The organism is Kribbella sp. NPDC104218 (assembly GCF_055584105.1).
On the sequence record NZ_JBVJMQ010000004.1, the window covers coordinates 251,556 to 265,151 of the forward strand.

Annotated in this window: 12 protein-coding genes; 8 read left to right on the forward strand and 4 right to left on the reverse strand. The window is 68.5% G+C overall.

Annotation, left to right across the window (positions count from 1 at the left end):
- Positions 1–130: 130 nt before the first annotated feature.
- Together ACZ6ZD_RS32200 and ACZ6ZD_RS32205 are read left to right on the forward strand one after the other, a co-directional pair.
- A complete protein-coding gene (locus ACZ6ZD_RS32200) occupies positions 131–880 on the forward strand; it encodes a beta-phosphoglucomutase family hydrolase (protein WP_465677751.1) in 750 nt (249 codons plus the stop codon).
- A complete protein-coding gene (locus ACZ6ZD_RS32205; protein WP_465677753.1) occupies positions 877–3,243 on the forward strand; it encodes a glycoside hydrolase family 65 protein in 2,367 nt (788 codons plus the stop codon). The genes ACZ6ZD_RS32200 and ACZ6ZD_RS32205 overlap by 4 nt, the downstream gene beginning before the upstream one ends.
- Before the next feature lie 4 nt (positions 3,244–3,247).
- Here the strand turns inward: ACZ6ZD_RS32205 and ACZ6ZD_RS32210 are convergent, their stop codons facing one another.
- Together ACZ6ZD_RS32210 and ACZ6ZD_RS32215 are read right to left on the reverse strand one after the other, a co-directional pair.
- Positions 3,248–3,502, reverse strand: a complete 255-nt coding sequence (locus tag ACZ6ZD_RS32210; protein WP_171679213.1) for a GlsB/YeaQ/YmgE family stress response membrane protein — start codon at positions 3,500–3,502, stop codon at positions 3,248–3,250.
- Between the two features lie 103 nt (positions 3,503–3,605).
- Positions 3,606–4,445 carry a hypothetical protein gene (locus ACZ6ZD_RS32215; protein ID WP_465677755.1) on the reverse strand — a complete coding sequence of 280 codons (840 nt, stop codon included), beginning with the start codon at positions 4,443–4,445 and terminating at the stop codon, positions 3,606–3,608.
- Between the two features lie 170 nt (positions 4,446–4,615).
- Here ACZ6ZD_RS32215 and ACZ6ZD_RS32220 point away from each other — a divergent pair, with 170 nt between their 5' ends.
- The 5 genes from ACZ6ZD_RS32220 (at position 4,616) to ACZ6ZD_RS32240 (ending at position 9,333) form a co-directional block, all read left to right on the forward strand.
- On the forward strand, positions 4,616–5,026 hold the full coding sequence (locus ACZ6ZD_RS32220; protein WP_465677757.1) for a hypothetical protein: 411 nt from the start codon (positions 4,616–4,618) through the stop codon (positions 5,024–5,026).
- 72 nt (positions 5,027–5,098) lie between these two features.
- Positions 5,099–5,566, forward strand: coding sequence for a cupredoxin domain-containing protein (locus ACZ6ZD_RS32225; RefSeq protein ID WP_465677759.1), 468 nt, complete (start codon positions 5,099–5,101; stop codon positions 5,564–5,566).
- Complete coding sequence (locus ACZ6ZD_RS32230; protein WP_465677761.1) at positions 5,566–6,885, forward strand: hypothetical protein; 1,320 nt, start codon at positions 5,566–5,568, stop codon at positions 6,883–6,885. Before ACZ6ZD_RS32225 ends, ACZ6ZD_RS32230 begins: the two co-directional genes overlap by 1 nt.
- A gap of 171 nt (positions 6,886–7,056) precedes the next feature.
- Entirely contained in the window at positions 7,057–8,298 is a 1,242-nt protein-coding gene (locus ACZ6ZD_RS32235) for a hypothetical protein (protein WP_465677763.1), read from the forward strand.
- Positions 8,299–8,313: 15 nt separating this feature from the next.
- On the forward strand, positions 8,314–9,333 hold the full coding sequence (locus ACZ6ZD_RS32240) for a glycosyltransferase (protein ID WP_465677765.1): 1,020 nt from the start codon (positions 8,314–8,316) through the stop codon (positions 9,331–9,333).
- A gap of 50 nt (positions 9,334–9,383) precedes the next feature.
- On the opposite strand, the gene ACZ6ZD_RS32245 is transcribed toward ACZ6ZD_RS32240, so the two are convergent.
- Both ACZ6ZD_RS32245 and ACZ6ZD_RS32250 read right to left on the reverse strand, forming a co-directional pair.
- Entirely contained in the window at positions 9,384–10,175 is a 792-nt protein-coding gene (locus tag ACZ6ZD_RS32245; protein WP_465677767.1) for a hypothetical protein, read from the reverse strand.
- Positions 10,176–10,820: a class I SAM-dependent methyltransferase gene (locus ACZ6ZD_RS32250; protein WP_465677769.1), complete on the reverse strand. Its 645-nt coding sequence runs from the start codon at positions 10,818–10,820 to the stop codon at positions 10,176–10,178.
- 149 nt (positions 10,821–10,969) lie between these two features.
- On the opposite strand from ACZ6ZD_RS32250, the gene ACZ6ZD_RS32255 reads away from it, so the two are divergent.
- A complete protein-coding gene (locus tag ACZ6ZD_RS32255; protein WP_465677771.1) occupies positions 10,970–13,576 on the forward strand; it encodes a YfhO family protein in 2,607 nt (868 codons plus the stop codon).
- Positions 13,577–13,596 lie beyond the last annotated feature (20 nt).

Consider the following 13,596-nt stretch of genomic DNA (forward strand, 5'->3'; position numbering starts at 1 on the left):
GCAAGTGCGGCGTCCCCCGGCGCCGCACTTGCGCGGCCACGGTAATCGGCCTGTCATCGCACAGGTGGCGTTTTCGTCACCGGTGCGTGGTTACTGTGGTGGCGAACGCCCGCGACGCGAGAGGGTGGAGATGCTGGGACTGCCGCCGGGGATCCGGGTCTGTCTGTTCGATCTGGACGGAGTGCTCACCGACACCGCGGCCGTGCACGCTGCCGCCTGGAAAGAGATGTTCGACGAGTTCCTCCGGGGCTACGCCGAGCGGACCGGCGGGCCGTTCCGGCCGTTCGACGCGCGGCACGAGTACGACGCCTATGTCGACGGCAAACCGCGGATGGACGGCGTCCGCGACTTTCTGACCGCACGCGGGATCGTCCTGCCGGAGGGCGCACCTGACGACCCGCCGAGTGCGGAAACCGTCAGCGGGCTCGGCAACCGCAAGAACGAGGCGGTCCAGCAGCGCATCCGCACCGACGGCGTACATGTCTTCGAGGGCTCCCGCCGGTACCTCCAGAGTGCCGCAGCGGCCGGGCTGCGACGTGCGGTCGTCTCATCGAGTGCGAACACTCGCGAGGTGCTCACCGTCACCGGGCTCGCGCAGTACGTCGAGGAGATCGTGGACGGCGTGACGATCCGGACCGACGGTCTGAAAGGCAAACCGGCCCCGGACACCTTTCTGGCCGCAGCACGCCGGTTTGGTGCCGACCCGACCGAGGCGGTCGTTTTCGAGGACGCACTGGCCGGTGTGGCCGCCGGCCGGGCTGGCGGCTTCGGCCAGGTCGTAGGTGTCGACCGGGTCGGCCAAGCCGCTGAGCTACGCGCTCACGGGGCGGACGTCGTCGTACAGGACTTGGCTGAGCTGCTGGACGGAGTGAGCCGATGACGGATCGTGGACACCACCCTGTTGAGCCGTGGCGGTTGCGCGAGACCCGGCTGGCGTTGGACGACCTGGCGCAGTCAGAGTCGCTGTTCGCGCTGTCCAACGGACACATCGGCCTGCGCGGCAACTTGGACGAGGGCGAGCCCTACGCGATCCCAGGCACGTACCTGAACTCGTTCTACGAGGCGCGCCCACTCCCGTACGCCGAAGCGGGCTATGGCTACCCGGAGTCCGGGCAGACGCTCGTGGATGTCACCAATGGCAAGCTGATCCGGCTGCTGGTTGACGACTCGCCGTTCGACGTCCGGTACGGCTATCTGACCCGGCACGAGCGGTCCCTCGACTTCCGGACCGGTCTGCTGGAACGTGACGTCGATTGGACCTCTCCGGCAGGTAAACGGATCCGGGTCACCAGTCGGCGGCTGGTGTCGCTCACCCAACGCGCAGTGGCCGCGATCGAGTACACAGTCGAGGCGGTCGACCAGCCGGCCCGGTTCGTGATCCAGTCCGAACTAGTGGCGAACGAAACGCAGCCGAAGCTCTCGGACGACCCGCGGGTGGCGGCTGTCTTGGACAACCCGCTCAAACCGGTCAGCCATGACGGCGGCGACAACGGCATCGTGTTGCTGCACCGCACGACACAGAGCAAGCAGCTGATGGCCGCAGCGATGACTCACGAGGTCGAAGCGCCCACCCGGTTCGCAATGGACCAGGACGTGCGGGAGGACTGGGCCCGCACCACAGTGATCTGCCAGCTGCAGCCGGGCGAGAAGCTCCGGGTGGTGAAGTACCTGTCCTATGGCTGGTCGAGTCTGCGCTCGGAAACAGCCATCCGGGACCAGGTGGCCGCAGGGCTGTCCAGTGCGCGATTCTCCGGCTGGGACGGGCTCGTGAAACAGCAGGCCGAGTTCCTGGACGACTTCTGGGACGGTGCGGACGTCGAAGTCCAGGGGCACCCCGAGTTACAGCAGGCGGTTCGGTTCGCGCTCTTCCACGTGCTGCAAGCGGGTGCGCGCGCGGAGCGGCGAGCGATTCCGTCCAAGGGCCTGACCGGAGCGGGGTACGACGGGCACACGTTCTGGGACACCGAGGGCTTCGTCCTGCCAGTGCTGACCTACACGATGCCGGACGCGGCGGCCGACGCGCTGCGATGGCGGCACTCGACGCTCGGCTTGGCCAAGGAACGCGCGGAGGTACTAGGACTACGCGGCTCGGCCTTCCCCTGGCGCACCATCCGGGGCCAGGAGTGCTCCGGCTACTGGCCGGCCGGGACGGCGGCGTTCCACATCAACGCCGACATCGCTGAGGCCGTGATGCGGTACCACCGGGCGACGGGCGACGATCAGTTCATCGAAGAGGTCGGTCTGGAGCTGCTGATCGAGACAGCTCGGCTGTGGATCTCTCTGGGCCACCACGACCGGCACGGCTGTTGGCATCTGCCCGGTGTGACCGGTCCGGACGAGTACAGCGCAGTTGCCGACGACAACGTGTTCACCAACCTGATGGCCGCGCGGAACCTGCGGGCGGCCGCTGAGCTGACCGCACGCTTCCCGAGCACCGCCAGGACGCTTGGCGTCGACAGCGAGGAGGAGGCGGCCTGGCGGGACGCTGCAGCGGCCGTCTACATCCCGTACGACGAAGAGCTCGGCGTCCACCCGCAGTCCGAAGGTTTCACTGGCTACGCCGACTGGGACTTCGAGGCGTACCGGGACAAGTACCCACTGATGCTGCACGCGCCGTACTTCCAGCTCTACCGCAAACAGGTGATCAAGCAATCCGACCTGGTGCTGGCGACCTATTGGTGTGGAGACGCCTTCACCGCCGAGGAGAAAGCCCGGAACTTCGAGTACTACGAGCGGCTGACCGTACGGGACTCGTCGCTGTCCGCCTGTGTCCAGGCAGTGATGGCCGCCGAGGTCGGCCATCTGGACCTGGCGTACGACTACGCCTATGAGGCCGCGTTGATCGACCTGCGCGACCTCCACCACAACACCGGCGACGGCCTGCACATGGCATCGCTGGGCGGCGCCTGGATGGCGCTGGTCGCCGGTTTCGGCGGACTGCGGGATCGCGACGGCTGTCTGTCGTTCGACCCGGCGCTACCTCAGGGGCTGACGAAGCTGTGCTTCTCGATCCGCTGGCAGAGCGTGCGGCTGACGGTCGACATCGACTCCGGAGCGGTCACCTACACGGTCCGCGACGGTGACGACGCCAGCATCACCTTCCAGCACGCGGGGGAGGAGCTGACCGTCACCAAGGGCACACCGGTGACCAGAACGCTCGAGAAGCGCCGGCCGCTGCTGGAGCGACCGGCGCAACCGGTGGGCCGCAGTCCGCGCCCGGCGTTCGCGGGCGAGGACCGCTGAGCGTTCAGCTCTTGTTGCGGGCAGACAGCTTCTCGGCGGTGCCGACCAGCAGCACCGACGCGATGACCGCGGCGATGAAGCCGAGGATGTTGAGCTCAAAGATGCCGCCGGTGCCGAGCAGGTTGGCGATCGTGCCGCCGATCACGGAGCCGGCCAGGCCGAGCAGCAGAGTGGCGAGCAGGCCGAGCCGCTGCTTGCCTGGGGTGAACAGCCGCGCCAGCGCGCCGATGATGAGTCCCGCGATGATGAAGCCGAACATGTCCTGTTTCCTCCGAGTGTGAACTGGTTGACACCAGTCTCGCGCGAAACGGCCGGTCACACAGTTGAGGATCACCCTGATCGGCCCCGGAGGGCACCCTGGCTCAGGTGCTCGCGTGCGCGTCCAGCAGCGGAGTGTTCTCCAGGAGATGCGGTACCCGCTCCAGCCGGCTCAGCGCCTGGGCCATGGCCCGCTGTGCGGCCGTGTCACTGGGCATCAGGCTGGTGAACGCCTTCTGACACGGACTGTCCCGTTTGAGCAGCTCCGCATAGAACTCGATGTCCTGCAGGTCCACGCGCTCCTTCAGGAGCTGGCGGGTGGCCTTGGCACACCGCAGCATCCCGGCGTCGAACTTGCTCGCCGACGGCGTCTTCACCGCGACCACCTGGTCGGCCAGCGCCTTCAGCACGAAGTACTCCGCGCTCGCCGTCTTCTCCCGGAGGTAGCGCAGCCCGGCGATCTCACCGACGTTGTCGGAGAGCCCACAGACCGCCCACTGCGGCGGCAGGATGAGCGCCTGCGACGGTGGCACGCGGCTCGGTAGCTCCTGCGGGTTCAGGATGCCGCTCTTGTTGACGGCGATCAGCGCCGTCTGCGAAGCGGTGTCCGAAGGGTTCGCGAACGACGCTGGGAGCACCCGCGTGCTCCACTTCCCATCCGGGACGACGAGCACCGCCAGGTTGCCGGTGTTCTTCAACAGCAACGTCGTCCGGGTCGGATCGGTGGCGGCCTCCAGCCGGACGCCGTCGACAGCGGAAACGGCTGGTAACCGGACTGTCGACTTCGAACAGTCCGTCGCCGCTCTCCCGGCCGACTGCGGCGTACGGCTCTTGGCCGTCGTCGCTGGGACCGGAGTGATCGGTTCGTCGCCGACGTACGTCGAACCGACTGCGCTGGAGCACCCTGCGGCGCACAGCGCCATCAACAACACTGCAATGGGCATGACCGCCCGCCCGCGTCCTGCCACCTCTTGTCCCCCTTGACCGGCGCCACCGAGCTCACCAGGTCCCCACCTGCTCGGTTCACGGCGTGTGATGACGCCAGTGTCGCACCGCGTCGCCGCGATCGACAACCGTCTCACTCGGTGTGCCCGACCCGGTACTCTGCCTTCTGATGGCAGACGTGGCACGGTCGCAGCTACTGCGCTCCCTGGTGATCCTGGGTGCGCTGCTAGGCCTGTTCGCTCTGCACAGCGCCGACGCCCGGCCAGAGCCTGCCGAGACCGCGCTGACCGTCTCAACAGCGATCGCGCTGCCGCTCGACGCGCATGGCGCCATAGAGCGGCTGGAACAGGTCGCCATGGTCGCTCCGATCACACTGGGCGTGGAGACGGGCGCCCACCTGCAGGTGCCGTGGGCGGCGTTGCTGTTCGGATCTGTGCTGCTGCTGGGCCTCGGCGTCGTGCTGTCCCGGCTGCGTTTCGGTGACGCGCCGCTCCAGGCTCCAGTCCTGCAGCTGTTCCAGCACCGCGCCGTCTTGCCGGACCCACCTGATCTGACTCGGCTCTGCATCCTCCGGACGTGACAGTCAGCTGTTCCTCGCGCTGACCTCACTCGATTCACGCATTCCTGCGTGCCTTTCCGGAAGGAAGCCGTCATGCGGCTGTCACTTCGCGGCGTAGCTGCCGCTGCCCTGCTCACCCTCGTTCTGGCTGGCTGCGGCTCTGAGGAGCCCGCCGGCTCCGGTACACCGACCAGCACCCCGCCGCCCGCCCCCACCAGTGCGCCGGTCTCGACTCCGCCGACCATCCCAGCCACCACGCCGCCCAGCACTCCGGCGAGTACGCCGAAGCCGGCCGCCGACGTCACTGTCGACGTGACCATCGCGGGAGGAAAGGTCAGCAGCAGCGGGGGTGCATTGGTGAAGGCGAAGAGCGGCCAGACCGTGCAGATCACCGCGGTCAGCGACGCCGCCGATTCACTGCACGTCCACGGCTACGACGAGACGCTCGACCTGAAGCCGGGCAAATCGGCCTCGGTGACCTTCAAGACCGGCGACAAGGGCATCTTCGAGGTCGAGACGCACGAGAGCGGCAAACTCGTGTTCAAGTTGCAGGTGTCCTGATGCAACTGCCTCTGCATGGGATCGGCGGTCGTCAGGACCTGCCGATCCCGTTCGGGTTCGCAGTGACCGGTGCGGGGGTCGCGATCGCGCTGTCGTTCGTGATCCTCGCGGTCGCCTGGCGAAGCCCGAAGTACCGCGGTGCCCAGAGTGGTACGCCGCTGCCCGTAGTACTGCGCACTGCGATCGATTCGGCCTGGCTGCGCTGGACTGTGCGCCTGCTCGGCCTGGCCGCGTTTCTGTGGGCCGGACTGGCGCTGGTGGCTGGAGTGGACCGACTGACGAACCCGATCTTCGGTGTCGTCTACATCTTGGTCTGGGTCGGTCTGGTTCCGGTGTCGCTCGTTCTCGGTCCGGTCTGGCGCACCCTCAACCCACTGCGCACTCTGCACCTTCTGATCTGCAAAGCGCTGCGGCACGACCCGCGGCGCGGTTTGCTCGAGTTCTCCCCGAAAGTCGGACTCTGGCCGGCTACCGCCGGGATCTTCGCCTTTGCCTGGCTGGAGTTGGTAGCGCCGGACCGGGCGACGCTGACAGTCCTCCAGGCCTGGCTGTCGCTGTACGTCGTTTTCGTGCTGTTCGGCGCGGTCCTGTTCGGAGACCGCTGGTTCGCCGCGGCTGATCCGTTCGAGGCCTACGCGACGCTGATGGCCAAGCTGGCCCCGTGGGGTCGCCGGAACGACGGAGTCCTCGTTGTACGGCGTCCACTGGAGAACCTCGACACGCTGACGCCGAAACCCGGTTTGGTCGGTTTGGTCGCCGCACTGCTCGGCTCCACGGCGTACGACGGCTTTTCCCGGTCGAGCCGCTGGATCGCCTGGTCGCAAGACTCCGGCTACTCGGAGACCCTCCTCGGCACACTGGCGCTTGCTGGCTTCGTGCTGTTCGTTCTGGTCACCTACTCCGCGGCCACGGTCCTAGCGGGGAGGATGTCCGACAGCTCTCGCACCAAACTTCCTGGCCTGTTCGCGCACTCGGTGGTCCCGATCGTCCTCGGCTATGTCGTAGCGCACTACCTCACCCTGCTGATCCTGGAAGGCCAGCGCACGATCAACCAGCTCAGCGACCCGCTGAGCCGCGGCTGGAACGTTTTCGGCACCGGCCTGAACGGAGTGAACGCCGAGATCACCAACCACACCACTGCGGTCTCGACCATCCAGGTCTGCGCTGTCGTCGTCGGGCACCTCCTGGGCGTCATCTCGGCGCACGATCGGGCAGTGGCGCTCTTCCCCCGAAACCGCGCTCTGGCCGGCCAGATCCCGCTCCTGGTCGTCATGGTCGCCTACACCACCGGAGGGCTGATACTCCTGTTCTCGGCCTGACACGGCACAATGGGTCCGCCACGCCTATTCGAACTCCTCGACCACGGCGTGATCTCCCGTGGCGGCATTCTGGTCCAGTGGCAGACCTGATATCCGGGTAACCTCCTCGGTGACCGTCGCGTTCACGCCTTCGCCGGTCGACTCGTCAGCAGGAAGGTCAGCACCACAACCATGGGTTCCCCTGTTTCTCCCGGACGCAAGACGGCGCGCTCCCGTGTGCTCGCGATGCTCCCGGGCCCGGCTCGCAAGCTCCTCGGGCGTGGCAAGCGTGCCGTCAGCGAGAGCGGCAAGACGCTGGCCGCGAACGTCGACCGCAAGCGCCGGGAGGCCGCCCTGCCGCCGAACCCGAAGGCGCCGGACGCCGAGATCCGGCTGTTCGTCGGCCCGGCGAACTTCGCCGGCCAGGGGACGACCTGGGCCCGGGCGGCCGAGCGGCACCTGGACGGCGTCCAGGCCAGGAACATGCAGTACGCCGGCGGCGCGTACCGGTTCCCGGCCGACCTCGAGGTGGAGCGCGAGCTGCTGGACGACCGCGTCTGGCAGGACCGGCAGGTCGAGTACCTGACCGGGGGTGCCTACACCCACGTGCTGATCGAGGCCGGCCGGCCCGTCTTCGGTACCCGGTTCGCCCGGAACGCCGTCGGCGACGTGAAGACGCTGCAGGCGGCGGGCGTCAACGTCGGCCTGGTCGCGCACGGCTCCGACGTCCGCCTGCCCAGCCGGCACGCCGAGACGCACGAGTGGTCGCCCTTCCACGAGCGGGACGACTTCTTCGTCCGGCTGGAGGCGCAGGCCAAGCGCGAGGGCACGCTGTTCAACACCTTCGAGGGCCCCACCTTCGTCTCCACGCCGGACCTGCTCGTCGACGTCCCGGGCGCCAAGTGGCTGCCGGTCGTCATCGAGCCGGAGCGCTGGGCCAACGACCAGCCGGTGATGGAGCGCGAGCGGCCGATCGTGCTGCACGCGCCGACCAACCCCCGCTTCAAGGGCACCGAGTACGTCGAGGCGGCCATGCAGCCGCTGCACGACCGGGGCCTGATCGAGTACCGCCGGCTGACCGACATCCCGAGCGAGGAGATGCCGGCGGCGATGGCGGCCGCCGACATCGTGCTCGAGCAGTTCGTGCTCGGCCCGTACAGCGTGACCGCCTGTGAGGCGATGGCGGCCGGCCGGGTGGTCGTCGTCAACGTCGACGAAGGCGTGCGCAAGCACGTCCAGTCCGTCACCGGGCGCGACCTGCCGATCGTGCCCGCCGACCCGACCACGATCGGCGCTGTCGTGGAGCAGCTGGTCGCCGACCGGGAGGCCGCTCGCGCGGTGGCCGTCCGGGGTCCGGAGTACGTCCGGGCCGTCCACGACGGAACCATGTCCAGTGCGGTGCTCGGCACCTGGCTGAAGCCTGCCGCGAGTTAAGGAACCAAGGAAACCATGGGTAACCCGCAGGAGTTCTCCGGCGTCGACATCGCCGTGATCGTGCCTTGTTACAACGAGGCCGTCGCGGTGACCAAGGTGGTGACCGAGCTGCGCGCCGCGCTGCCGACGGCCAGCATCTACGTCTACGACAACAACTCGACCGACGACACCGCGGCGCTGGCCCGCGCGGCCGGCGCGATCGTGCGCCACGAGGCCCGCAAGGGTAAGGGCAACGTCGTCCGGCGGGCGTTCTCCGACGTCGACGCCGATGTGTACGTGCTGATCGACGGCGACGACACGTACGACGCCTCCCGTGCGGGCGACCTGGTCCGGGTGCTGCTGCAGGGGCCCTACGACCACGTCGTCGGCGTCCGCAAGCACACCAACGAAGAGGCGTACCGGCCGGGCCACACCCTGGGCAACCGGGTGCTGACCGGCACGGTCGGCGCGCTGTTCGGCCGGCAGATCACCGACATGCTGAGCGGCTACCGGGTCTTCTCGCGGCGCTACGTGAAGTCGTTCCCGGCGCTCGCGCAGGAGTTCGAGATCGAGACCGAGCTGACCATCCACTCGCTGCACCTGCGGGTGCCGGTGGCCGAGCTCGCGATCGGCTACAAGGAGCGCCCGACCGGCGGAGAGAGCAAGCTGCGCACCTACCGCGACGGCACGCGCATCCTGCGCTGGATCCTGAGCGTCACCCGGCTGGAGCGGCCGACGCTGTTCCACGGCATCCTGGCCGCGGTGTTCGGCGTGGTCTCGCTGATCCTCGGCGTCCCGGTGATCGCGGAGTATCTGGACACCGGCCTGGTCCCGCGGTTCCCGACCGCGATCCTGGCCTCGACGATCGGTCTGGTCGCGATCCTGGTGCTGACCGTCGGCTACGTCCTGGACGCGATCACCCGCGGCCGGCAGGAGGCGGCCCGGCTGGCCTACCTGCGGCTGCCGGCGCCGCAGACCATCGACGCGGCGCCGGGTGAGCTGCCCGTCCCGGCGCCCGTGGCCGAGGCCGACCAGGAGTCACCGCAGGTCGTCTGAACGCAAAGAGAGGCCGGTCGCCCTTGCGGGGTCGACCGGCCTCTGTGATGTCAGCTGTCGCGCTTGCCGAGCAGGCGCCGCGGCTGGCGGGCCAACCGGACCGCGGAACTCGCGGCCTTGTACGAGGGGGAGCTGAGGATGCCGCGCAGTCGTTCGTCGAGTTTGCGGGCATGGGCCGTGGCGTCGGCCAGCCGCTGCTCCAGCTCGGCGTACCGGACGTCGGCCGCCGCCTGCGCCTTGGCGGTCGCCGCGACGGCGTCGTCCCGCTCCTGGCGCATGGCGTCGCGCTCGGCGGCCATCGCGTCCCGAGCGGCCGAGGCGGCGTCCAGCGTCCGCTTGGTGTCCTTCTGGCGCAACTCCTGCGTCCGCCAGACGAGGCCCTCGACGATGTGCTCGTCGACCAGCCGAAGCAGCGCCCGGCCGCTCAGCGGGCCGGGGGAGCGCTGGGGGTCGAGGTAGGCGTGAATCTCCTCGATCTCGTCGTTGACCCGGCGGCAGACCACGGCGACGCCCCACGCGGTGTCGGTCAGCGGATGCGCCTCGACGGCCTGCATCCCGGTCGAGACCAGCGCCTGGACGACCGGGCCGACCGGCAGCTGGTGCGCGGGCCACGGCAGCAGGACCAGCAGGCCCTCACCGGGCGCGGCGTCGGCCAGCACGGTCGGCAGCTCGCCGAGACCGTCGGCGTCGACGGTGACCGCGGTCAGCTGGTCGTCGGCCGGTGTCGGCGGCTTGGCGTCGATGACCTTCATCAGCGGCGGCCAGGCGTGCTCCGACGCGGTGCGGTCGACGACCGTCCCGCCTTCGGGGAGCAGCGCGCGGACGAGTTCGTTGAGCCTCATTCAGGCCACCCTTTCCAGAACGAGAAAACCGGTCGGAGCGCCCCGGAAGCCGTACGGCACGAAGCGGTCCACCTGCATTCCCAACGGCTCCAGCAGACTCTGGTAACGGTGCAGCGCCCGCGTCCGCTGGTAGTAGGACCACGTGCGGTCCACTTCAGACTGATGGTCCACCACCAGGAGCTGTCCGCCAAGACGAACCAGCGTCGCCAAATTCGTAACCGATGCCTCCCACAGCGCATCGTCCATGATGTGGAAGAGGACATCGATGCTGTACACGACGTCGTACAGGTACGGCGGCTGCCACTGCGCCAGCGGCGACACCTGGAAGCTGCTGTTGCCGGAGGCGTTCTGCCGGCACAGCTCGACGGCGTGCTCACTGAGGTCGATGCCGTCGACGGCATGTCCGAACCTGGCCATCGCGTGCGCGAAGTAGCCCTTGCCGCAGCCGGCGTCCAGGATGCGCAGCGGCGCGGCCTGCTCGGTCCGGTCGCCGACGATGTCGATCAGCCGGCCCAGCCGCATCGCGTAGAAGATCTCGTTACTCGCCTCGTCGTACCCCGCGTCACCGCCCGAGCGCAGCGCGCCCAGCTGACGATGGCGACGGTCCCAGTGTTCGGCGGTCTCAGTCGCCCCGAGCTCCTCCATCAGACTTCCTCCTCAGCGCGCGAGAGCATCAGGGTACATCGATCATCAACGGTTGAGCTGACCCTCTGTTACGCTCCGAATACTGGCCGCCCGCACCGCGCCACGAGTACGCCGAGTCCGGGGGAGCGTAGCGCAACGTGGCGACCGCAGTGAGTGCCGATTCGCGCCGGGTCCGGAAGGCGTCCGCCCGGCTCCGGTTCTGGCTTCCGGTCCCCGCGGCGGCGCTGGCCGCGGCGGCGACGTTCATCGTCAGCGGGATCATTCGCGGAACCTACCCGTTCGGACCGCTTCCGCGAAACACCAACGACCTGGGTCAGCAGTTCGTGCCGATGCACGCCTACCTGCGCGACCTGCTCACCGGCCAGGCGCCCGGCGATTTCGTGCTGAACTGGTCCAGCGGCTACGGCGTCCCGTTCATCGGCGACTTCATGGCCTACCTGGGGTCCAGCCTGTCCTGGATCGTGCTGCTGTTTCCCCGGGACAAGATCGACCTGGCGCTGTTCGCCATCGCCACCACCGCCATAGCGGTCGCTGCGGCGGCGATGACGGGCTACCTGCGGTTGCTGCGCCCGTCCGGCCCTGTCTGGCTGGCTGTGGTCGCAGGGGTGTCGTACGCGACCTGCGGGTGGGCGATCGACGATGCGGCCTACATGACCGAGTGGCTGAACGGTCTGATCGCGTTCCCGACCATCTGCCTGGTGTGCGAGTGGATCTGGCGCAAACGGTCCGTCACAGCGTTCGTCGTGGCTCCGCTGGTCGTTGCGCTGTTGTGGACGTCGCACTTCTACACGGTCTACATGGCGACCATCGGCGCGGCCATCGTCGTACTGGCGCGAGTGCTCTCCGACCCGGCCGGTGGGTCGTTCCTGCGGCGCATCGGCGGCGGGGTCCAGTGCCTGGTCGCAGTAGCCGTGGGTATCGCGCTGGCGGCTCCGCTGCTGCTGCCGACGTACGAGCTGGTCAAAACGGCCACACCGAGTCCGGACGAGGTTTTCAAGCCACTCGACTGGTACGACTTCCTCTCGCGGCTGCTGCCGGGGTCTGAGGGTGTCGGGTCGTCGCCTGGTCTTGCCATCGGCACAGTGATGCTGCTGCTCGCTCTGAGCTTCCCCTTCAACCGTGCGGTGTCGCGGTGGGAGCGGCTGGTCTGGACGGCGTTCGTCGGGCTGACGCTCTGGAGCATGCAGCTGCCGTTCCCGCACGAGGTGTGGCACGGCTTCGACTCACCGAACGGCAGCCCCTTCCGGCAGGCGTTCGTCATCGCCGGGATGCTGGTCGTCGTCGGCTGGATGTCGGTCGCGGCCGGCGTACGGAACTTCCTGGCCGTTGTGGTGCCGCTGCTACTGGTTGGCGGCCTCTTCTACAAGGTGCAGGATCTGCCGACGCTGACGCCGACCACGCGCGAGGTGGTGCCGGTTGTCGCCGGTGTGGCTTTGCTGGCGTTTCTGCTGACCCGGTGGCGTCCTGGCATGTTCGCCTGGGTACGCCGAACCGCAGCGGTCCTGCTGATCGGCGCAGTGCTGGTCGAGGCGACGCTGTCGACGGCTGCGATCGACGAGGCCCGGGCCAAGTTCATGCACGAGTACGGCCCGTGGGGCGCCAAGCAGGACCGGATCGCCGCGCTGATGGAGACTGCGCGCGACTGGCCGAACATCCGGGTCTCTCCGAGCCAGTACACGACCGTGAACGACCCGATGCTAATGGGCGGTCAGGGCGCGGAGTACTACACGAGCACGATCCAGGACACCCTCTCGAAGGCGCTGATCGAGCTGGGCTTCGGCTACAGCTCGTACGGCCGCGCTCCGATCGACCCGAAGAACCCTGTGGTCGACTCGGTGTTCGCAGTCGGCGCCCGCGTGCAGGAGCAGCCGCCGGGGATGTTCGAGCTGGTCCGGCGCGACGTCGGCCCGCTGGTCACGCTGCGCCCGGGCACCCCTTGGGTGTCGACGGACCCGGGTGCGTTCGGCGTCCAGGAGACCGCACTCGGTGCCGACGTCTATACGGTCCCTGAGACGGAGCTGGAGTCCGGAAAGGGCGCTACGGCCGCGCGGCGCAACGAGGCCTTCTCGATGCGGCCGCTGACGGAGGGCGCCACGGTCGATCTGAAACTGACTACTACCTGCGCACCGGGCACCGATGTGTACCTGTGGGCGCCTGAGTTCGTCGGTGGCGCGCTGGTCAGTGGCGACGGCTGGCGGCAGATCTTGAAGCCGGGGGTGAAGCGGCCGGGGATCTACACCGGTGCGCCGATGACCTGGGTTGGCAAGACCCAGACGAACGGCTCGGTCACCGTCGAGCTCCGGGTGTCCGGTCCGACGCGGCTGCCGGAGCGTGCGATCGGCTGTCTCGACAACAACCGACTGAAGACCGCCGTCGACGAGCTGCGAAAGAACAAGCCCGCCTCGATCGACGTCGGCGGTCACGACGTCACTGCGGACTTCGAACCGGGCACAGCGCGGACGCTGGTGATCAGCACGATCAACACCGCCGGTTGGGAGTGCTCGGTCGACGGCGCCGCCGCTACGCCGCCAGGAACGCTGTCCGGCATGATCTCCGTGCCAGTAGACGCCAAGGCCCGCAATGTCTCCTGCACCTACGTCCCCCGCGGCCTCTCAGACGGCCTACTCATCGCCGCCGCCGCCCTGGGCCTACTACTCGCGTCAGCGGCCCTCCTGCTGATCGGCAGAGCCTTAGCGCGCTGGCGCCGGCGTCGGCGTCAGCAAGCACTGCCGCCAGAGGAGCCTGCAGAGAGCTAGCTGGACGGGTGCCGCCATGC